The organism is Catalinimonas locisalis (assembly GCF_038039535.1).
GTDB lineage: Bacteria > Bacteroidota > Bacteroidia > Cytophagales > Cyclobacteriaceae > Catalinimonas.
Genome location: NZ_JBBPHP010000025.1, coordinates 1 through 21,987 on the forward strand (window position 1 = coordinate 1; position 21,987 = coordinate 21,987).

The 21,987-nt window shown below is 42.5% G+C and carries 20 protein-coding genes; 13 read left to right on the forward strand and 7 right to left on the reverse strand.

What is annotated here, in order from left to right; translation table 11 throughout:
- Positions 1-58: 58 nt before the first annotated feature.
- Both WJR50_RS22735 and WJR50_RS22740 read right to left on the reverse strand, forming a co-directional pair.
- Positions 59-382, reverse strand: coding sequence for a JAB domain-containing protein (locus WJR50_RS22735; protein ID WP_341295630.1), 324 nt, complete (start codon positions 380-382; stop codon positions 59-61).
- A 265-nt stretch (positions 383-647) separates the two neighbouring features.
- Positions 648-1,571 carry an ArdC family protein gene (locus tag WJR50_RS22740; RefSeq protein ID WP_277483057.1) on the reverse strand — a complete coding sequence of 308 codons (924 nt, stop codon included), beginning with the start codon at positions 1,569-1,571 and terminating at the stop codon, positions 648-650.
- 626 nt (positions 1,572-2,197) lie between these two features.
- Between WJR50_RS22740 and WJR50_RS22745 the strand changes: the two genes are divergently transcribed.
- Positions 2,198-5,548: a Piwi domain-containing protein gene (locus WJR50_RS22745; RefSeq protein WP_277483060.1), complete on the forward strand. Its 3,351-nt coding sequence runs from the start codon at positions 2,198-2,200 to the stop codon at positions 5,546-5,548.
- A gap of 219 nt (positions 5,549-5,767) precedes the next feature.
- Here the strand turns inward: WJR50_RS22745 and WJR50_RS22750 are convergent, their stop codons facing one another.
- Both WJR50_RS22750 and WJR50_RS22755 read right to left on the reverse strand, forming a co-directional pair.
- The gene (locus WJR50_RS22750) at positions 5,768-6,583 is read right to left on the reverse strand and encodes a nucleotidyl transferase AbiEii/AbiGii toxin family protein (RefSeq protein ID WP_277483065.1); all 816 of its coding nucleotides are present in this window, start codon (positions 6,581-6,583) and stop codon (positions 5,768-5,770) included.
- Positions 6,580-7,374 (reverse strand): type IV toxin-antitoxin system AbiEi family antitoxin domain-containing protein, encoded by a 795-nt coding sequence (locus tag WJR50_RS22755; protein ID WP_277483067.1) that lies wholly within the window; start codon positions 7,372-7,374, stop codon positions 6,580-6,582. The genes WJR50_RS22750 and WJR50_RS22755 overlap by 4 nt, the downstream gene beginning before the upstream one ends.
- 357 nt (positions 7,375-7,731) lie before the next feature.
- Here WJR50_RS22755 and WJR50_RS22760 point away from each other — a divergent pair, with 357 nt between their 5' ends.
- The 12 genes from WJR50_RS22760 (at position 7,732) to WJR50_RS22815 (ending at position 17,897) form a co-directional block, all read left to right on the forward strand.
- Complete coding sequence (locus WJR50_RS22760; protein WP_277483068.1) at positions 7,732-8,019, forward strand: hypothetical protein; 288 nt, start codon at positions 7,732-7,734, stop codon at positions 8,017-8,019.
- A gap of 50 nt (positions 8,020-8,069) precedes the next feature.
- Positions 8,070-8,444 carry a hypothetical protein gene (locus WJR50_RS22765; RefSeq protein ID WP_277483072.1) on the forward strand — a complete coding sequence of 125 codons (375 nt, stop codon included), beginning with the start codon at positions 8,070-8,072 and terminating at the stop codon, positions 8,442-8,444.
- 13 nt (positions 8,445-8,457) lie between these two features.
- Complete coding sequence (locus WJR50_RS22770; RefSeq protein WP_277483075.1) at positions 8,458-8,763, forward strand: hypothetical protein; 306 nt, start codon at positions 8,458-8,460, stop codon at positions 8,761-8,763.
- A gap of 29 nt (positions 8,764-8,792) precedes the next feature.
- Positions 8,793-11,279, forward strand: coding sequence for a VirB4 family type IV secretion system protein (locus tag WJR50_RS22775; RefSeq protein ID WP_277483077.1), 2,487 nt, complete (start codon positions 8,793-8,795; stop codon positions 11,277-11,279).
- Positions 11,280-11,354: 75 nt separating this feature from the next.
- Complete coding sequence (locus WJR50_RS22780; protein ID WP_277483079.1) at positions 11,355-12,320, forward strand: TraJ family protein; 966 nt, start codon at positions 11,355-11,357, stop codon at positions 12,318-12,320.
- A gap of 36 nt (positions 12,321-12,356) precedes the next feature.
- A complete protein-coding gene (locus WJR50_RS22785; RefSeq protein WP_277483082.1) occupies positions 12,357-12,968 on the forward strand; it encodes a conjugal transfer protein TraK in 612 nt (203 codons plus the stop codon).
- The gene (locus WJR50_RS22790) at positions 12,965-13,732 is read left to right on the forward strand and encodes a hypothetical protein (protein ID WP_277483086.1); all 768 of its coding nucleotides are present in this window, start codon (positions 12,965-12,967) and stop codon (positions 13,730-13,732) included. Before WJR50_RS22785 ends, WJR50_RS22790 begins: the two co-directional genes overlap by 4 nt.
- 84 nt (positions 13,733-13,816) lie before the next feature.
- Positions 13,817-14,866 (forward strand): conjugative transposon protein TraM, encoded by a 1,050-nt coding sequence (gene traM / locus WJR50_RS22795; protein ID WP_341295631.1) that lies wholly within the window; start codon positions 13,817-13,819, stop codon positions 14,864-14,866.
- Between the two features lie 17 nt (positions 14,867-14,883).
- The gene (locus tag WJR50_RS22800; protein ID WP_277483090.1) at positions 14,884-15,708 is read left to right on the forward strand and encodes a hypothetical protein; all 825 of its coding nucleotides are present in this window, start codon (positions 14,884-14,886) and stop codon (positions 15,706-15,708) included.
- A gap of 19 nt (positions 15,709-15,727) precedes the next feature.
- Positions 15,728-16,543 carry a hypothetical protein gene (locus WJR50_RS22805; RefSeq protein ID WP_277483092.1) on the forward strand — a complete coding sequence of 272 codons (816 nt, stop codon included), beginning with the start codon at positions 15,728-15,730 and terminating at the stop codon, positions 16,541-16,543.
- Between the two features lie 15 nt (positions 16,544-16,558).
- Positions 16,559-17,359, forward strand: a complete 801-nt coding sequence (locus WJR50_RS22810) for a hypothetical protein (RefSeq protein ID WP_277483094.1) — start codon at positions 16,559-16,561, stop codon at positions 17,357-17,359.
- A 13-nt stretch (positions 17,360-17,372) separates the two neighbouring features.
- Positions 17,373-17,897 carry a hypothetical protein gene (locus WJR50_RS22815; RefSeq protein ID WP_277483097.1) on the forward strand — a complete coding sequence of 175 codons (525 nt, stop codon included), beginning with the start codon at positions 17,373-17,375 and terminating at the stop codon, positions 17,895-17,897.
- Between the two features lie 70 nt (positions 17,898-17,967).
- Here the strand turns inward: WJR50_RS22815 and WJR50_RS22820 are convergent, their stop codons facing one another.
- Genes WJR50_RS22820 through WJR50_RS22830 form a run of 3 tightly spaced genes read right to left on the reverse strand, consistent with a single transcriptional unit; the run spans position 17,968 to position 21,922 of the window.
- A complete protein-coding gene (locus WJR50_RS22820) occupies positions 17,968-18,633 on the reverse strand; it encodes a methyltransferase family protein (RefSeq protein WP_277483099.1) in 666 nt (221 codons plus the stop codon).
- A 41-nt stretch (positions 18,634-18,674) separates the two neighbouring features.
- Positions 18,675-19,451, reverse strand: a complete 777-nt coding sequence (cmoA, locus tag WJR50_RS22825; RefSeq protein WP_277483102.1) for a carboxy-S-adenosyl-L-methionine synthase CmoA — start codon at positions 19,449-19,451, stop codon at positions 18,675-18,677.
- A 50-nt stretch (positions 19,452-19,501) separates the two neighbouring features.
- On the reverse strand, positions 19,502-21,922 hold the full coding sequence (locus WJR50_RS22830) for a TonB-dependent receptor (protein WP_341295632.1): 2,421 nt from the start codon (positions 21,920-21,922) through the stop codon (positions 19,502-19,504).
- Positions 21,923-21,987: the final 65 nt, after the last annotated feature.

A 21,987-nucleotide genomic window follows, 5' to 3' on the forward strand; every position in this document is an offset into this window, starting at 1 on the left:
TAATGAAAGAGTAATTCTTCAGTATGAGCACTTTAGCTACATTACTTCACATAAATATCTACTCTACATAATGTGATAAAATAAGGGAACTAGCAGAACTTTTTAAAGCAGCAGCAAATATCAGCTTGGGATCAGCTACGGTCCCGGCAATGCCACCCGAAGAAATGTTGACAATACCCAGCACTTTGTTGGCACGGTTGAGCAGCAGGATTTTAAATTCTTCCAGCAGTTCCAATTTGTTTTTGTCCCAATGTAGATGGAGGATACGATAGGCATCTTCTGAAGAGGTAACCTTGGGACGTAGGGAAGCTTTTACTTTGCTTTGGTAGTGAAGCGTGATTTCTGAGACTTGGTAAAGTGGTGAAGCAGGTGATGGTTTCATAGCATTTTTTCTTTAGGTGACACATCATGTTTGCCTCACCTTAGCTTTGCTCCACTTGTGGGTTGTGGGTATCTGTGTCAAGAGGAAAAGGCTTATACTCGCTGAGCCTGAGCACCTGGCTTTATGACGGAAGCTCTTGACACAGATGAAGGCAGGAAAGCTATTTTTGCAAACCATGAATGTGCCACCGAGAGAAAGTAGATGCTATATCATCTCCAGCTCTCACTTGGAGTATTCTGTAATGGTTTTAGCAAAAAAAGGAAGGTCAATCTCCCCCCTCGTTATTACCTAGTATATAATCTACTGCTTTCTGGGCGTGTTGGGCTGCTTCTACGACGAAACGCTTGTCATCATGCAGTACTTTGAGCCATCCCTGGATATAGGCAGCTGAATCGGTAAGTTCTTCTTCGGTTTGCAATCCCATCAGGTTGGAAAGGAAGCTTGCTCCCATCTCGGCAATAAGTTCCTCTTGGCCATACGTCCATGAGCCAAAACGTTGGGGTTCAGTGACACTGGTACGGTTCAGGCGCTTTTGGTGGCCAGTAGCATGCGTAAGTTCGTGGTAAAGTACCTGAAAATACGCTTCGGTGCTATAAAATGCTGTCATGGGTGGCATATTGATGTAGTCCCTTTTTGGGTGGTAGAAGGGCGTATTGCTCTCGGTCTTGACAGCTACCGGATGCGGCATGGTGTTAAGAGGTTGTAAGCCTTGCATCAGTTTGTCTTCATCATTTAAAATTAAGGTGTTTTCAGACGGTAAATCAAAGGCAATACCTTCGGTATCCTGGATATTAAATACTGAATAGTAGCGCAGGAAGGCTTTGCGTTCCACTTCAGTATTAGGCAGAGCTTTGGCTTCTTCTTCAGTGAGCTTGCGGCCGGTAAGCTTGCGGTAAAAATTCCACTGCCAGTAGATCACCGGAAGCGATTTGGAACCCTTCTTTATTCTTCCTCCCAGTTGTTGGGCTTGCCGGAAAGTGAGGAAGTAAGGCTGGGCAAAGTTAAAGCAGTTGAGCAATAATGCATTGATGCCACGATAGGGTTTCTTGGTGAGATAATTGGCAGCTGGGCCTTGAGCGTTCCAGCGTTGTTTCCAGGGGATGACACCTTGGTCTAATTTGTCAAGGATAATGTCAGTGATTATCTGGTAGACATCCTGACGTACCGGGGATTTTCCGTGCTTTTTCATACGTGTAATGGGTTTGTGTCCCGGGGTGGGACGGTGAAAAAAATTGATGAGCAGACTATCAGGCTTGAGGCTGGAATTCGGGCAACGAAGCAACGGAATAAACTAGCGGAGGGATTGAGGGATAGCTTTATGCCGGAATTTCTTGCTTATTTTCCAGCAACCAAGCCTAAATTGCTCTATCCATTTGCATGAACCTTGTGCGGTGGGTATTTGTATTTTTTGTAATACTTGAGAGTGTATTTAAAAAAAAAGACCAGTAGTAGAAGGATTGGGCGGCTATAGAATTGACTAATCCGTTTACTTGAGGAGCTTGAGTCTAGGAAAAGCTTTAGTAGACAATTTTACTTGGCTAAATAAGTCAGTTCGTAGAGCAATGTTTTGAAAACCCCACCAATGGCGAATTACTATGTGATGATAAAAATGAAGCACTAATTAAAATCTGGCTACCAGAAAACAATAAATATATTCTCGAGAGCACATTTCAGTTGTACTTCCCTACTGAAAAGCAATGACTGGATTAGTTGAAAAAGCTTGATAAATAGCGACAAATAAAATTTTTTGTTTAATTGCACATGTACTATTATTATTTGTTTTATACAAAGACTTCAATTTAATACCTAAACTTAATGTCGAACAACTACTTACCAAAAGAAGTATATGATAATCCAGGAAGGTATTGGGATTTTCTAACCGTCAGCGATGACAGGAGTTTTGAGGGGCAGCACTTTGATAGAAAAGAAGTTTGCAGAGCAGGATCAAATGGACAAGTAAGTAGAGGCGACCTTAAAAACTTTCGGAACAGTCAGATAGCTGAAACAATATCTGCATTTGCTAATGAAAACAAGGAAGGTGGATTGTTAGTATTGGGCATAGCTTCTGATGGAAGTGTACCGGGTTTAAATCATCTATCTGAGGAACAAGTAAATTCACTATGTAGCATAGACTATTTGGTGGGTCATAATTATCAAGCAAAAGTTCATAAACAAACAGTAGTAGGAAACGACGTAGAAATAGTTTTGATCTATACCTCCTGCTCCGTTAACACTATTTGCGCTACTGTAGGTCAGTCCCGCAAAGCTTTCCGAAGAGGTGGCATACAGAATTTGGAACTAAATGATCAAGACGTCGAAAGGCTAAAAAGAGAAAAAGGAATTGTAGATTATGAGAATACTAATTGCTCAAGGTTTAGCGAAGATGAAGTAGATCAAGGTGTTTACAGAGAATTTGTCAAAGGCTTTTTGAGTAATACTTCCTACGAATGGGCTACTATTGATTGTTTAAAGCGCGCTGGTGGCATTGATATCACCGGAGAATGGTTCACTAACGCTGGAAAATTGTTTTTCTCTCAGTTTCCGGGAAACAGTATCGCACACGCGTATATCCGATTGCTGCGTTTTGATAGTTCCTATGAAGAACGTGACAACCGCCCCACTCCCACATATGATAAAAAATTCAAGGGACCCTTAACAAAGCAAATCCGCGACTTCAGGACATTCATAAGCGAATCAGCTTTCTTCGAAACCTATCAGAAACGAAAAGAAGGTGGTGGATTTACCGACGAGCCGGAATACCCCCTTATCGCTATTGATGAGGCTGTTGTTAATGCTGTAGCGCATAGAGATTATGCTATCACTCGCCCTATCCAATGTGAAAAATATACAGATGCTTTCGTAGTAATCAATCCTGGTAATATTATTCAAGATCACAGCGTCCCTGATCATTTCTCTCTGGATGATACAAGGCTACAGCACTACAGCAGAAATCCTAAGATTATGGAATGGTTGGGTCAAATGAAGGATGTGCAGGGTAGAGCCTTTGTGTTAGCCTTACAAGAAGGAACCCGAAGGATGCGTGAAGAGACGGCTAAGCTTGGTTTACCCGCGCCTGAATACAAGACGACAGCCGTCGAAACTACATTGGTACTTAGAAACAATGCTTCGCTTCGTAAAGACGTACCAAATCTTAACGCAGCCGAAGGTTACCCTGAGTACACTAATCTGTATCGGCTAACCGGATTCTCTGATAATATTGAAGAAAACAGACAACGCCGTCGTGAGATATTATCAACTTTTAAAAATAAGCTAGCAGCCAACGGTTGGTTTATTGACAAAGACAGATATGGACTCCTAGTAGCACATAGAAAAGGATTATCTAACCCAGCACCTGATAAGGTATCAGAGATTGTTCGGTTGTTCCCAGCTTATTCTTTTCAAATTAGGCAATACTTCGGAAAGCAATATTTGATAGTAGACTATACAGTAGAACTACAAAGCGTAATCAATCTAGCTACGTGCCTCGAGTGCTTTTCAACGCAAGTTTTAAATGGTTATAGTTTAAGATGTATGGCTAACCTTCAAGGATGGTCTAAAGGCAAGATAACTACCGTTGAAAGCGAATACAGCGAAGTATTTGTCTTTAATACTGATTTGGTAGAGAAGATACCTAACAGTAAAATAATTCCAAGGTTACCTTTGGCACTTATTGAAAAGGTGTTGGAAAGGAAGAATGTCCGCTACGATTTAACCAAAGAAATTAAAAAAGCTTCTCTGATGCAGGGTAGAGATGCTTCAAGACTGCGGGCTGAGCGCACCCAAAATCTAGTTGATGATCTGCTACGAAATATTTTTCCACTTAGCTTTTCTAATCAAGCAATCTCTCTAGCAAGTACACCTCTGCTTATATCTTCTCGTGGCGATGGACTCCATCAATTGAAAGCAGATAGCCTAAAAGAGCCGCAAGTTGAATTTTCTAGACACCATGCTGAAGCAGATATAAGGCAAGGGATTACCGCTTTTGGCTCTTACGAGAACAATCCTAAAGATGTAGAGATCATCCCTCTGTGTAGCCGGGCTCTCACATCGCAGATGGAAGATTTGATTAGTAGACTAAGAAATGGAAAATTTAAATTCAAGGGAAGCGAAAGAACGTTCGGAACCAAATTTCTCTATAGTACCATCATCAATGCAGACCAAGAGCATCTGGAGAAAGAGGTAAAGAGACTATTAGAACAACACCCAAACTGGTACGGTAATACTAATCTACCAAGAATATTTCTGGTTCATTGTCCAAATGAGGGATATGCGAAGGATGATGAGAACTCTCCTTACTACAAAGTCAAGAGAATACTATTTGAAGCAGGGATACCTTGCCAAATGATCAGTTCAGCCACTCTATCAAATCCCGATTTCAAAGACTTGAATCTAGCCTTGAATATCGTTGCCAAATGCGGACAGACACCTTGGGTGCTTCCAGAATCTATTCCTGATTGTGACTTTTTCGTTGGCTTATCGTATACCCAAAGCTCTAGAGCGCAAAACAGTCGCCTGATGGCATTCGCTAACGTATTTAATCAATACGGAAGATGGGAATTTTATTCAGGAGGTAGTGACGCTTTTTCTTTCGAAGAAAAAGCTAAGCATTACGATCAACTTGTAAAAACTACACTGGCCAGACTTGACCTTTCAGAAGAGCCTACGGTTTGTTTTCACTACTCAGCTAAGTTCTCCAAAGAAGACCGAAAGGTAATTTTACAAGCTGCTAGAAGTATCCGCCCCAGAGGAAACTATGTGTTTGTCTGGATTAATACAGATCACAAACTACGTTTCTACGACAGCCGCGCTGAAACTAACGGAAGTTTAGCCAGAGGTAGATATGTTGTCGGTAGTAGTAATCAAATCTATCTCTCTACTTCCGGTCATAACCCTTATCGGAATGCTTTGGGAACGCCCAAAGCTTTAGAAATTAACGTCTACAGTGAGGATGCAAACGGAAGAGTTATTGAACCGGACATGCGAATTTTCGCCTCTCATGTGTTAAGCTTAACTAAGCTAAACTGGGCATCTACAGATTCTTGGTGTGCTGAACCGATCACTACTAAGTACGCAGGAAATATAGCCTATCTAACGGCGGCCTTCCTCCGGCAAGGAGGTAATTTTAAACTTCATTCAGCTTTGGAAAGAACTCCTTGGTTTATTTAATCCCTATTTACTATCTCTTTTCTGCCTAAATTTTCTAAAAAAATCTAAACATCTCTTAGTGCCATCTTTATATGCTCTCAAACTTTACTAATAACTCTTCCAATCCTCAGAAGGTAACATTCCTACTGCTTCCGTCAAGCCAAAGATCCTGAGCAGTAGTCCGGTGAGGTACAGGTGGGATTGAAAAAGATTGGTCTATATTTGTTAATAGGCGTTTCGTTATCTGAGGTTCAATCCATCTTCCACCAAAGATTTTACCCAATCAAAAGCTTTGTCCGCATCGTAAGTTATACCAGGTCGTAAAAGTCCTTCCAGATCTCCTGTAAAATCAGGGTTTGCTTGTTTCTCTTCCAGGTTAAGCAGGAATTGTTTCGCGGTGGGGGACTTACCTACTACAAATGCCATATACTCCTGATAACAATGTATGAGCTGATCTCTATCAAAGGCTATATGCTGATCTGCATAGAATAAGTCAAAGAGATCTCTGCCTTTGCTGCGCTGGTATAATGCCCTGAGTTTGGTGCCTAATAATTCGTTGATATGATAGGTGGTAATTTCAGCTTTGCCGGAGAACCAATCATTGCTGACTTTAAAAGGAAAAGATTGCCACTCCAATACATTAAAATGTTCCCTGCAATTGATCTCTATTTTTAAGCGCAGCCGTATGTCCGGTGCATACTCAGAATAAAAGCGGTAAAGCAAAGTATTGTTATTGGCCTTAACTTTCACCACTCTTTCTTCTTCAAAAAAGTTGATAACCTCTCCAATCTGCTTCAAGATAGGCTTGATGGGGCCTTCTTTGATCTGTACCAGATCAATATCTTCGGAATACCTTGGAGGCGGAATGTCGCCCACAGGTTTCAGGTAGAGTTTGTGCAGTGCGGTACCTCCTCTGAAGGCCAGATTTTCCCTAAGGAAATCATCTGAAAACAAAGCGACCAGTGTTCGGGAGATGATCAGGTCTTGCTCTACCTGTTCGTTTGTATTCCAGGGAGCATGATCTTTCCATTGGGCTATGTATGGTTTAGGAATCATAAATCACTTTCAAGTACTATGTTGGCATCTATTTTCCAGCGGTTACCTGTGCTGCCGGCTTTCTGTCCTTTATGTGGGCTTAGCAGAGTAGAAAAAAAATTCTCTTTGCTGAGGTGACCGTAAATGACCTGAGCTAAGTTATTATTCAGTTCTATTTCCTCCAACAGGAAACCCATGCGCTGTAACACACTTTTATTATGATACCAGGTAAGCAGGTCTTCTACATCCTTTTTCTCTAAAGATTCTGAAAGTTCTTCTAAAATAGCCAGCATCCGGTTTAAGCCGCCTAACTGATGTTGGTTTTCAATTAAGTCCGCAAAGGTGAGTGCCGGAGAGGAAAGTTTGAAATATCCTGCATCCGATTTTTTTTGTATGATGTTTTTATCCGGCCAGTTCTGGCTGTTGAAGAACCTGATTTTGATATTTCCTTTAGTAATATTTCTCAATGCCGGTGGCACGGTGATCATATAATCCTGCTGAACCCTTTGGTGTGCTGCACCTAAATAGGCTGCTGCTGAATAGAAGCCGATATAATAGGGTTTCTTTAAAAATTTGAAGAGCTTCTCTACATATAGTTCAAGGGGTAATTTGCCGTAATGCTGATAACGCGGAGGAATGATAAGATAAAATCCTTTCCGGAGGTTGATGACCTGCCGGTCAGAGGAAAGCCTGGCGAGCTCTTTTCTGACCGATGACTCTGGGGCAGCCGTCTTTTGCAGCAACTCCTCTGTGGAGAAAGCAAATTCCTCGTAAGATTGTAGTTCTCTGACAAATGCTGCTACAGTGCCCATAGTTTGGTTTTTCGTTGCGGAATATACCTATTTTTGGTGCATTTCGCAACGCAAAACTAATAATATTTATTTAGCATAACAGACCTATGCGTTTTCAGATGATGTTTAAGTATACTTCACATCAACTAATAATTGAACTTTTACAATATTGTTCTACAAAATTGCTTAGAAAGGAAAGTAATTTTTTGCCCCATTAATTGCCATGCAAAAGAATATTTTTACTATAATCACCTAACAATCAATAATTTATAAATAATCATTTTACGTTATTTATCCATATTTATAGCTATTTGATACTTTGGTAATAATTATATTTTTAAGAGAAACATCAAAATGACACAAAGTCTATCAAACTTAATGAACTCACCCCTAGCCTTGGTTGCCCTGCTGTTGTGGGTATTGCTGATCTTTTTGGTTGTCCGGCAGTGTAAAAGGTGGGCAAAAGCCAGTCAGCATGAAAAAATTTTCTGTCAAAATCATCCTGCTATTCCGGTTAAAGAATATAAACTTTCTGAGTTTGTGGTACATGATGAAGTAGAGGAAAAGTCAAAGCTCATCTTAGCCAGTAAACTCAAGCAGCCTAAGCTCAACCCGGAAAAGCAGGTAGAACGACTGGAAATGCTAAAGCATAGCTGGGATGTCTGATGCAGAAAGTATTTATTAACTCAATTTTGTACACCAAACCCTTTTTACTTATGCAAAACTTATATGTTTTTGTCAAAGCTCGTGTCTTGCACCTTGCCACACACTTATTCCAGAGCAGGCCGCTGATGCTACTCACATTATTTGTTGTGCTGTCCATGCAGCAATCCTTTGGACAGGCTATGGTAGAGAATGCTATGAACAGCATCAAAAGCTGGATCGTCATCATCCTGAATGTAGCATTTCTGATTGGCATTGCTATCGGCATATTCAAAGCCGCCATGAAGTTCTTCACCGGGGCACCTGACAAAGTAGAGTTCATGATCGGAATCGTGATTGCTATTGCGCTTTTCGGAGGCTTTCAGTTCATCGTGGATGACCTTGCCGCATTCTTGGGAGGAGATATCCTTTTAGACGATACCAACTAGAAAAGACTTCAGAATGAAATCATTTAAATCCATTGAAAGAAAAGCACAGCTGCTGGGACTGCCCATGCAGGATTTGTTTGCTCTGCTCTTTGGTTTGGCGCTGGCCATGGTGCTGGGCATTGTGATCAACTTCTTTTTGCCGGTAAGCAAGTATTATTTCTTTGCGGTGCTGGCAGCAACCGTTATTGCTTTCTTTCTTTTGAAGCGCGTCAATCTGCGTCGGCATCCCAGTTTTCTTTTCTCTTTGCTTTCCTATCGTTTCTTTCAGCCTAAGTGTTTGGAAGTCTGGGGAAATAGGAGAAATGATCTATCAAAATGACTACTATTAAATCCACATTAAACCAAACCATGTTGATCAAACCAGTTAAGAAAAAATCTGCCTACTTGCGTGACCGGCTTCCCATCTTTGCTTTGGAAGAAGATAAAGTCATCTTCAAAGACGGAAGGGTAGGCATAGGCTTTCGTGTGTCTGGGGCTCCATTAGAGTCCTGGACGGAAAGCCAGTACAGTCAGGCCAATGATGTGCTCAGCCAGCAGCTCAAGATGCTGCCGGTGGGCACCGTAGTGCAAAAGACGGATGTCTATTTTGACAAAGAATACAAAGCAGAAAACATAAAGAGCTCAGCTTACTATGAATCTAAACTGCATGAGCATTTCTTTGCCCGATTAACGCTTTTGCATGAGAGTTATCTGTTTCTTTCTTTTCCCAGCAGGGCCAAAGGAAGAATGGACAACACATCTATTCACCGGATCAACCCAGTGAGCAGCATGTTTGCTTATGGAGGATCAATCTTAAAAAATCCATTTGATGGCATAGAGGACTTACTCAAAGAAGCTGAAAATCTGGCATCCTCCTTTATCAAAGGACTCTACAGTTTAAAAGATGTGTCATTTAGCAGACTTAAAGAAGAGGAGTTGAATCACCTGTACCTGCGCTACCTCAATCTTTCTTTTGATGAGTCGTGTACAAGTCTCAACCGGGTGATCTACAATGATCTTTCAGGTCTTGCAGTGGGAGAAAAGAAAGCCAATGTCATTACTATGACCGGTCAAGGCAGTGAAGTCTTTGCCAGTGTCAAAAATCACTATGGAGTGAGTAGTCCCTATACCTATCAGCTATCCCAGTACATGCAATTTCCTCATGTGGTAACCCAGAGTTTGCTGGTGGAAGACACTGAAAAAGAGCTGAAAAACCTGGACTTCGAGAGAAAATTGAACGATTCACTAGAGTGGCTCACCACCCAGGATCATGAGTTGAAATCTCGGGAATTAGAAGAGTTCACCGCTTATGTCAGATCAGGTAACACTGGCCTTGTGAGCCTTCATCAGTCAGTGATGGTCTTTGAGAGTGATGAGCCCTTAAGGAAATCCTATGTTGAAAGGACCATCTCAGCCATTCGTCAGTTCTATGGAGCAGAGGCTATTGTGGAGAGTTTTGATACGGCTAATCTATTCTTTGCTTCTTTGCCGGGCAACGGTTTTCAGCACTACCGCTGGCTCATCACCTCCGCTGACCTTGCTGCCTGTTACCTGCACTTTATGACTTCTTGGCATGGAGAACGAGTAGGCGACTACCTTTGTGACAGGTTTGGCAATCTTTTGCTGGTAAATCTCTTTAACACCCGGCAAGCCAATCAGAACTGTGTAGTCATTGGCCCTTCAGGTTCTGGCAAGTCTTACACTATGGGTAACTTCATTGCCCAGAGGTTAGAGCGAGGTGCCCGGCAGATCATCATTGACAAAGGAGGTACATACAGGAATGTGATCTATGCCCTGAATGGTAAACGGTTTGATGAGACCTATTTTGAATACAGTGCGGAAAAGCCCCTGGCTTTTAATCCATTCTTGTTAGAGAAAGATAAGCAAGGAAAGTATGTGCTTACGGCAGAGAAGAGTAACTTCTTGATTGCAGTGCTAAGCACCATTTGGAAAGGAGGTAAATCAGAAGGATCAACTAGCCAGGACTTGAAGCCTGCTGAAAGGGCAATCTTCAAATTGATCCTTCCACGATACTACCAACATCTGGATGAGAACCCTTCATCCTATCCGGGGGTTAACTCTTTCTTTCATTTCCTTCGGCAGTACCACAGGATTCACCACACAGAAGAAGAATACCGCTCTGAGATCAGGTACTTTGATATGGAGCAGTTCTTAACGGTGCTGAGGCCTTTTGTCTCGGGAGAATATCGGCAAGTGCTCAATGCAGTACAGGAGATTAGCATCAGTGAGCATAGACTTGTTTGTTTTGACATGGACAAGATCAATACTGATCCGGTTTTGTATCCACTGGTAACACTTCTAATCACTGAACTTGCCCTGGACCAGATCAGAAAGTATCCTGATGAAATCAAGTACCTCTATCTGGATGAAGCCTGGACTATGCTTTCAGGAAGCTTGCAGGAGTTTATCAATGAGCTTTTTAGAACGATTAGAAAAAATAACGGTGCTGTTTGCATCATCACACAAGGCTTGGGAGAGATCAAAAAGTCCAGTGTAGGCGAAGCAGTACTGGTCAATGCTGATACTAAGATCATCTTAAAGCATCAGGACAAAAGGCTGGTAAGTGAACTGGCGGCCCATCTTGGCTTTACCGATCATGAAGTAGACCTGATCCACTCCATGAGGGTAGAGAAGTCATTTAGAGAACTCTTCATTAAGCAGGGAGAAGAAGCAAGAGTCTTCAGACTGGAAACCTCTCCTCATATGGATGCGGTGCTTTCTTCCAAACCCGAAGAGCGAAACTATCTCAAGAAGCTCATTGAGCGCTATCAGGGCAATCTGCCTTTTGCTGTCAACCAATTTGTTCAAAATTCCAGATTGAAGATTACAAATTGAAAATTATTGAGACTGTATATATTCTTGAGGGCCTACTATTCCAAGCAATTTTTAATCTTCAATTTTTAATTTGTAATGAACAACGTTGCTGCGAGTGCTGAGTTTTTAGCGGCTGTCAATACCTTGCTGGAAAGGACATTAGGGATTGGACTGGCGATGATTCCGGTCTTTCTGTTGATCGTGATGTTCAACCAGGTCTTTGCGGCACTGGTCTTCTCCCAGCGCTTCCGCCTGGACTTTCAGCCTATGGTGAGAGGCGTGGTGCTGTGGATTGGACTTACTTTCTACACAGACTTTCTGGATGTAATCAGTGCAACCATTCAATCTATCTCAGATTATATAGGCCCTGACAGAACTTTCATGCAGAAGCTTGCTGAAATGTGGAACCTGCTCTTGCCGGGAAGTCAGAACGGAGAGTTGCCCAGCAATATGGAAGAGCTGTATGCATCCTTTACTCGCCTGATGCAGTTTGACCTGGTCAACTGGCTATTGGCTTTGCTGGAAGGATCTTTCGTGCATATCGTAAGAAAAGGCATTGAGCTGATCCGTCTGGTGCTGCTGGCGTTTCTCTACATCGTAGGACCACTGGCCATTGGATTGTCTGTGATTCCTGGCTTGAATAACCTGGCTATGAAGTGGCTGCAAAGCTATCTGACGGTGCAGTTCTGGAGCGTTACGCTCATTATTCTGGATACCCTGGTATCAGAGTTCAACAGCCTCTACTTCAATGGTTATCTATTCCCTGATGAGCTAAGCACCACCAACTTTGTGCTGGTTAGTCTGGTCATTGTCATTCTCTACTTTATGGTACCCCATCTGACCAGTTATATCATCGGCCATTCGCATGCAGCTGTTTTTCAGAGCAGGGTGTTTAGTACGGCAATGCTTGGTGCAGGGATAGCATACCAAAAGGGAAAGGCGGCCATGCAGGCCAGTAAAGTAGTCGTCGGTACCGGAGCAGCAGGTAGTTCATCAGCCAATGCTGGTGTTCAGGCAGCTAGATACGCTCATAGACAACGACCCCAGGGAGGATCATCCTAATGTTCACTTTATTCAAACCATACATTTAAACGAACCATGTCAAACGTAAAAGACTTTAACAAGACCTTCAAGACCATGCAGATGCTGGCAGCTGTCAGCATCCTGGGTTTTATCACTGCTACTGTGATCTACATCATACAGTACAGAAAAGTAGCAGAGTATTATCAGCAACAGACCTATGTCATTACCTCCTGGGGCACCTTTCCTGCCAGCTACTATGATGGAAGAAAAGTATCACGCATTGAGACCCAGAACCATGTGGAGACTTTTGTCAAGCATATGTTTGCCCATAGTGCTGAGACGTATTATGAGCATATCAACTATGCGCTGAACCTCATTGATGAAGAATCAGGTAAAAGAATATACCATGACTTTGAGGAAGGGGAAGTGCAGAAAAACTATGTCCGTTATGGCTCTCATACTGAAGTCAAATTAGACTCTGTGGTACTGGATATGAACACTTTGCCCATAGAAGGTAAATTCTATGCTTTACAGGAGGTACATATCGGAGACAATGTCCGCAGTCTTCCCATTGCAGCAAGCTTTAAAGTGGTTCAAGCCTACCGGCATGAAAAGAATCCTTATGGTCTTTTGCTCACTGATTTTGATTTTATCGCCTACCCTCGTAAAGAAGACAAGAAACTATGATCAGATTCAGTGTATTACTCGTTTTATTGTTCTTATTATCTACTCACAGTTTTGGCCAAGATACCATTTATGTGTCCGATCAGGCGAAGTCTTACCTACTCTTTGATGAGGTGGTGAGTTTAGCAGACATAGGAAATCCTATGCTTTTTCAAGCCAGCATTGAAGGCAAAAGTGTCATGGTGATTGCAAAAGCTGATACTGTCCCTCCTACGCCATTTTATGCTGTGGTAGGTGGTAAACCTTTTCAAGGGGTGCTTGTCTTTCATTCTCATCCTAAAGCCTTCTATGACTTTAGGAAAAATATTTGGGAGCAGGAAGAGTCAATGATTAGTGAAGTTGAAAAGAGATTCAAAGTACTTGAGAGCCCAACAGATCTTCATTATGTCGGCAACAAGGAAAATGGCATCACTTTCAGGCTGGTAGGCATACTGCATGATCATCAGGCTACCTATCTCAAGTTCAGGGTGAAGAACCATACTTCCGTAGTCTATCAAACTGAGTTTGTAGGTTTTGAAAGACTCAAAAAGTACAAGAAAGGGTTCTTTGCCAAAACGCAGGTGGCTCACTTTCCGATAACAGAGACTGAAAATCTGCAGATCAATGATATCTTACCTTATTCAACTGACTATCTCTACTATATACTACCACTGCAGGCACTGGAAAGAAAGGAGTCTGTTATTGCTACGCTTAGAGAAAAAGGAGCACGTCGCAGTGTCTCGCTTAAGCTTCCTTATCAATTGATCAAACGGGCGAATTTGTATTAGTTCACTGTTCACAGTTCAGATTCAGACTGGGAGATTAAGACAACTTTGAACTCTGAACATTGAACTTATAAACTTCAAAAAAGGATGGATTTTAAAGATAATATTGATGAGGAGCATATAAACGCTGAAAAGCTTCGCTTTGAAGCCCCGGTGGCAGCCAAAAGCTGGAAAGAGAAACTCCTGAAAAACTTATCCAGATACAGTCTCTTACTCATTGTAGGTGTAGCAGCGGTGTTTATTACATTGCTACACTTCAAGGGTCAAGGACTTTTACAGGCACTAAAAGGTACACCTCTGCCAAGCTTTGGCTGGGAAGAGAATATTCATCCTAAAAGCCTTCCGGATAAGACAGCCGTCTATGAGGAAGTGCTCAAAAAAGAAGCAAAGGAAAGAAGAAAAGAGATGTCTAGTAAAGCCTCAGCGAAACTAAAAGTGACAAATCCTGATTGGCAGATGATGCATCAAAAAGTGAATCCTAAAGCTGTATCGGTAGATGACTCTGTTTATATAGTCGCCGATACATTGAAAACAGTAGTGGTTCAGGCTGCACCTCAGCACGAAATTAGGTATAGAAAGAATACTGCAAAACCAATAAAAAGAAAACCCCAGCTTGCCCAAAAAGCAGCAGCAGTGATCCAACAAGAAATTGAGGTGAAAAGCACAGATTTCTTTCAGCCGGTGAGAGTAGCTGCTACTGCTTCTCAACAAAGCTTTACAGCCTGTGTAGTGCATGAAGATCAGCTGTTGAGCAACAACAGCATGCTGAGCCTGCGGTTAACGGAAGATTTGTCTTTTGATGGACAAAGCTTTCCTGTGGGAACCATCTTGTATGGAACAGCAAGAATAGCCCAGAACCGTATCCTGGTTATGGTTTCAAGGATTCTTCAGACTCCGGTACAATTGCAGGTCCATCATCATACCTATCATGAAGGTATTTTGCTGGATGAATCTAAAAATGTACTGGAAGAAGTCACAAGGCAAACGGTTTACCGTCAGGGACAGCGGTCTGTGCAGGATCTTCCTTTAGATGTCGCTACTGAACTGGGACGCAATATCCTGCAAGGCTCCAGAAGAAAGAAGATCACGATCTTTTTACCGGACGGCTTTCCCCTGTATTTATCTAAAGAAAATTAACCTTGAAAGTATTAATCATGAAACAATCAATCGTCATTATCTTAGTTATGATTACTCTTTTTGGATTTACCTGTGCCCAAGGAATACCGGTAGTAGATCCTGCCCATATTGCCATCACCATTGCCAATGGAGTAACGTTGGATGACCAACTAGACAAACTGGAGGATCAGCTTGCGGTTTCCTTTTTGATCAGAGATAAAGTTTCAGATATCTATGAACTACAGTATGACTACAAGGAATTTCTAAAGCAAGCTGAAACGGTTCAGGAACTGCAATGGGCAGACCTGGTGGAAAGCGAAGCCCATGCTTTAGCCTTACAAACTTCTATGGATGTTTATGTACCGGCTTATGAAGAAATTGGTATGCTCAAAGAGGCATACCAAACCCTTGAAGGCATAGAAGGTGGTCTGAGACTTTACCAGGAGTTGGATGGCTTTGGATCAGATAGTCCACTACCTCCTAACTTTACTGCTTTGCAAATGACGCTGGAGAAACTCTCAGTTAATCGGGCGGCCTTTGATGAGATGGCTTATAAAAAGAAGTTACAGGTAGCGCTTTCTTACAATCAGGTAGCAGCAGACTTGCTGGAAAAAGCCCAAGAACTTAGCCAGGCCCTGCTTGTCAATGAACGTTTTTCTATGACAGAAGGAGAAAGGCTTTCCAGCATCAAACAGGCTCATGATTATATCTTAAAAAGCATGGATCTCAAGCTGCAATCCGATCAACTGGTGCTGGATGTGATGAAGGAAGCAGAAAAAAGTCAATCAGGGCCACTCAAGCATTACGAGCAACAACTTGAAAGAGAAGTGCTCTCTGCTACTCCTTTGTATGTATATGATTAATCAAACTTTTCTCTTCCCCATGAAAAAAGCATTTATTCTTCCACTAACCATTGTATTGATATTCAGCTTTCAGGTGCAGGCCCAGCAAATGATTCCTGTAATGGATAATCTGCTCAAAGAAAGCCTGGATGACCACATGAAAACCAACCTCAAACAGGCAGCGCTGCTGGAAGTGATCCGGGAAGCAACTGAAGATACCAAAGAAAATGTGGAAGCTACTGACCAGCTTCAGTATGACTACCGGGAATTCCTCAAGCAAACTACCAGCACCGCAGGACTTAGGATTTCAGAGGCTGGACAAGAACAACAGGCTATAGGTCAGGCAGTAGGTTCTTCTCATCATCTGGATGACTATACTTTTGCTGCTCAACTTCATGAGCTGTATCATGAGCAGACTGAACCTATAGAAAAAAGCCAGATGCTACATGACCTTATCATACCATATCGGGATGATATCATCTTTACCCAGCTTGCTCCCTTTGAAGCTTATCAACAACAGATAAATCTCAATGTCACTGCCTTAGAAGAGATGAGTCAGAGACGAAAGCTACAGCTTGCCATAGCCTGGCAGGTCTTAGCACAGACGAAGACAGAACAGGCAGAGGAGCTACGTACATTGCTCAATACGGATCAGGTATTTTCCATGACTGAAGCAGAACGACTGGAAATGATTAGCCGGATGCAGGATCATTTACTTGCAGCGAAGCAGTTGAAGGAGAAAGCCGATCAGTTGATTAGGCAGGCTTCAACACCTTCCTTTCAAAAGCAACAGGTGGTGAATACATACAAGCTTAAACAGGAAAGGGAAGTACTCTCAGCAACTCCATTGTATTGAATTAATAACATGCTTATGATCTGGAAATACCTCTTGATGCTCATGCTTTTGCTATCATTTTCAGCAAAAGCCCAGCCCTATGTCATCTTTGTCATAGACAAACAAGCCATTGCCAAAAGCAGTGAAAACCTGGCACTAAACATCATCAAACAACAGCAGTACAAGAAAACTCTGGACTTGACTGAAGATATCTTTGCCAGCTATACCCGTATTGAAATGCTACAGCAACAGGTACTGGATGATCTCAAGCAGGCAGAGAGCATACGGGATCTGCACTGGGCAGATTTGTCTAAGTCAATTTATCTGGCCAATGAGTTGGTCAATGGAGTAGTACAGCCAGGATTGGAGATAGATTTTGTTGTGGAGCATCCTCTCTTTGAAGACTCTCCGGATAGGATTTATCGGGATGTATTCCTTACAAGCTCTGCTGATCCTTTGCCTGATGATCTGTCTTCTTTTCGGGAAGCGAAACAAAGATCTCATGCGCTTTCCAACAGCTTTCAAAGCATAGCCAATGAACGAAAGGCCTATGCCGCCGTGGCTTTTCAATATTTAGCAGAAGACCTGATCTTAAAGTCTACGGAAATGGATGAAGTCCTAAAACAACCAACTCGTTTTTCCATGACAGAAACTGAAAGGATGCGACTGCAATCTTTCTCTGAAGACTATCTGCAATTAGCCAGTGAGATGCTAGAAAGATCAGATAAGTTTTTGTTAGAAGTGGCTCATTGCCGATCTTTACAGACTCAAAGAGATCAGCAACAAAAAAGACTGGAAAGAACCACTATTGCCAATACCATAGTACTGGATTATTAAATTTTTATACCCCATGAAAAACTATTTTGCTTTTTTCTGGCTAGCCATGCTATGCCTTGTTTCCTGTAATTCTCAGGTTGAAGTTACACCCAAGTATCCTCTCAAAGAATTACTGCATGAGAAAAGCTGGAAGGTAGTCTCCATACAGGCAGAGAGAAAAAGTGATGGTGAAGTGCTGGACTGGTACGAACAACTACCTGCCTGTATCAAAGACAATATCTTCTTCACAGAAGCTCCCGGTACCGGTGCTGTAGGCGAACTGCATGCTGAAGAAGGTAGTACACTTTGCAAGGAGAATGACCTATCCTACATCCCCCACATTGCCGGATGGAAGCTCAATGATGACCACAGTATCTTTTCAGTCTCTCTTTTTGACTCCGGCCACAGCATGCTCTATGGCTATGAAACAGAAGAATCCTACACTTTTGAAAACTGGATGGTGGATGAACTGAATGAAAAATACATGCAGATCAAGGTAGATAAAATTTTTGAAGAGCACGCTTATACTTTTACGATTAGGTTTGAGGTTACTAACTAATAATTCTATCCCCCTAGTACAAATCGAAATTAAGCAACTTTTTGGCACATCCGAAAATTAGTCAAACTACTCAGGCACTGGTAAATCTTTTGATTTTTTTCAGGTACTTAATGGTACCATAGGTCAATGTAATCAAGGCAATCACCCCGATAAGAATGTGCAAAGCATTATCAAACGCTGCTGTAGGTTCATGCTCATAGGTCTGTTTCAGGATCAAGAGCATGCAGCCCAGCAACCAGATATACGAGGTGTTGTACTCTTTAAGAATGACCCGCTTCCACTGAAAAGTCATGCTGTTTAAAGTCGTACCCAGCCCTTTGAATTTAGGAATCCAACGTCCGGTAGTGGCTTTGTAGGCTTCAAACTCAGCGCCAAATTTGTTATGCAGAAAATTTTCTTCTGCCATGATGATTGCCTGATACACAAAGATAAAGAAAGGCCCTCCGATCAGTAGAAAGTATAAACTATTGGCCAGTACTCCGGTACCAATCAGCATCAGCACATTTCCTACATACATGGGGTTCCGGCAGTGAGCGAAAATACCGTCAGTAACCAGCTTCTCAGCATATACCTGTCGGTTTTTGCCACCACGGATAATATACACCAATCCTATGGTTGTCCAGCGTATACTTTGTCCCGTAAGGGCTATGATTCCTCCCAATATGATGGCTGTTACATAATGTCCAAAGATGGGAGGAGAGGGAAGAAAAAGTGCCAGATAAAATACCGGAAACATGAAGTTCCGGTAGTGAAAGATGAAATTACCTATTTTAACCATTATTTTACAGCTACGAGTCCACAGAAGTTATACCATTTGAAAAAGACCTCAAAGTACCGGAATTTATGGTTGAGCAGCATTTCCCGGTTCTCCATCAGTTTGTAAGGGATCAGCACATTTTCCAGCGCCTCACGCTTCTGCGATATTTCCATTTCACTATAGCTATTCCTTCGTTTATAATTATAATAGTAGTTGATAAACAGGCGGTTGAAAATAGAATCTTCACCCAGCACTTTCTCCACCAGGATTAATGCGCCATTGGGGTTCATCTGCTCATAAATCTCGGTGATCAGTTTGTCCCGGTAAAGGGGACGCACAAACTGAAGGGTAAGGCAAAGCACCACCACGGAAGCATTCTCTAATTGTATACCTTGGTGCAGATTCGTATTCCTTAATTCGTACGCTCTGGTGAAATTTGCTTCTTTGAGCTTCTCATCACACTTGCTGAGCATATCATCCGACTCATCTATGCCCACAAATTTAATACTGTTGTCCAGCATGCTGTCCATACCAATCATAGTGGTACCGGTAGAGCAGCCCAGGTCGTAAACCACTGAGCCGGGCATAGCAAAATCAGCGGCGATTTCAGCCACCATGCGCTGCATTTCCCCGTAGAAGGGAACAGAACGGCTCACCATGTCATCAAAGACGGTAGCTACTTTTTTGCTGAATTTAAAGTCATCTACCCGGTTGGTAGGTTCTTTAAACACCTCATCTTTAATATCAATAGTCTTTTCGGAGATATCTTTCACTCCTTCGTTTACTGAATCTTTCATAAAATTAAAGTCAATTACATGCTCTACTTAAATAATTTGCATTGCTTAAATCAAAACTTATAGTTAAAGTCTAGTCGCATTACCTGCGTCTCGTAATTGTTCTCATAACGAGCTGTAAAGGCTTCCTCCACAATATCCTGTCGGATACCAAAATTGTAAAACATATCGCTGATAGAGAAGGTGAGTTCTCCTTTGCCATTCATCATGCCTTTTTTGATACCTAAATCCACTGAGGAACGGGAAAGCTGCTCTCCCTGGGGAATATTTTTCGGTGCGTAATAGATTCCTGTCAGTTGAAGCTGAATATCTCTAGGCAAGTTGAACAGGCCATTGAGTTTGAAATCCCAGGTATTATCATCATACTCATTGATGTTAAATGGACGTTCATAAGGAAAAAGTATTGTGCCCGTATAGGCATCAATATGATTGTTGTACCAGTTGAAACTACCCGATAGCTTGGCAAATTCATTGATATCCTGGGTAAGGATAAGTTCAACCCCAGTATTGGTAGCCCCCCCGGTGTTTTGATAAGTTTTGTTGATGATATTATAATCAGTATTACTGCTGTCAATGGCAAAAATACGCATGAAAGGATCTTCAATAATACGATGAAAGCCCGCCACATACATAGAACCAGTGGCCCAGAGGTATTTATAGGCCAGCTCAAAAGTCTGGGTAAATTGAGGGCGAAGGTAAGGATTACCTACTTTGAGCAGTTCAGGATCATCAAATTTGGGGAAGACCCGCAGTTCGGGCTCGCCGGTTCTGTCTACCCGGTTATTGTAAAAAGCTGAAAGGCGGTTGCTTTCATTGATTTTGTAGGTGAAGCGGATATTAGGAAACAGCCGGAAATAATCATAAGCATCATTGGTGGGATAATAAGCATTAGCCGGGTCCAGATTATAAAACACTTCGGTCTGCTCTGCCCTTATACCGCCCTCAATATCATAGAAGGGCTGCTCCAAGATATAGTTAAGGTAAGCAGCATAGAGATCTTCTCCCCATCTGGACCAATCGCCCAGATCAGGATAAATGATAGAATTTTCTCCGGGAGTGATGGCATACTCTACCGGCAGTCTTCTGATTCTTACTTTGGCACCGGCTTCCAGCCTGCCGCTCATCAGCGGTTTCACATAGTCAATACTGGCGGTGGTGGTATGTTCAATCGCCAGGATATTGGTCTTGTCTTTACCTTGTCGCACAGCTGAGCTATCGTTGAGGGAATAGGTTTCGTCTTCCCAGCCCCGGGTGTACTGAAGCCCAGCGTCCAGCGTATGCCCGGCGGATTCAAATTTATGTTTGTACTGTGCTGAGAGATTGATATAGCCGGTTACCTCTTCCTCATTCCAGGCGTAGTAGCGGTAGCGCCTTTCTGCATTCTGATCAATGTAGGCCACCTGTGCTGTATCCACGTGTCTTTCAAAGTCATAAATACCAGAGAAGGTAAGGGTGTTATTGTCATCCAGGTTCCAGTCTACGCCTCCGTTCAGGATATAGTGTACCTGTCGGCGGTTTTCAGGTACCTGTGAAATGGTATTCCGCCCATCACTATAGTTACGGATGGTAAATTCATTGTTGGGAAGCGCCTCCTGCAAAATGACTTGCGATTGCAGAAAATAATTGAGCTTGGGTGTACGATAGTTCAGGTTGAGGCTGGGGATAGCCTTAGGGTTATTTTGGAAGCTGCCAAGTTCGGTGGGCAGATCTTCCCTGGGTGGTGCTGAAAACGCGCCTAAACCAAGACTTAATCCCACATCACCGCTGAAACCGGATTCTTTTTCTTTCTTATAAATGATATTGATGATACCGGCCATGCCTGAGGCATCGTACTTAGCAGATGGGTTGTTGATGATCTCAATGCGTTCAATATTGGCAGCGGGAATATTATCCAGGGCTTTCTGGTTGCCAAAACCGGTAAGGCTGGACTGCTTACCATCTATCAGGACTGCCACTTTATCGCTCCCCCGGAGGATTACTTTTCCCTCCTGATCTACCGTTACGCCGGGCATGGTTTTCATCACATCCAGTACTGAGCCGCCAGACTGGGAAAGGATATTGTCTACATTAAAGGATTTTTGATCAAGGCCGGAGGATACAATTTCCCTTTGCCCTTCCACCACTACCTCATCCAGTTGAGCGCTAACTGCCTCCAGCGCAATAGTACCTACATCAAAATACGTATTGAGTTCACCTAACAAAACATCCACATTCCTGGGCTGATAACCGACAAAAGAAAAATGCAGGCTATATTTACCTTTCCTTAAACCTTCAATAGAAAACAGCCCCTCTTCATCAGTAATCACTCCGCTCACCAAGGTACTGTCCGGGACAGAAAAAACAGAGACGGACGAATAGGGAAGCGGTTCATTAGCACTGGCCTCCGATACTTTTCCGGAAATCGTATTGTCTCCCTGAGCCGTCAATGATGCTGAAAGTAACATCAGTGCGAGTAAAAAAATGTAGTGCTTCATTTGCCTGCTTTGAGTTATGCAAATGAATGAAGTAATTCTGTAGAAATTCTGGATATTGAGGTGGC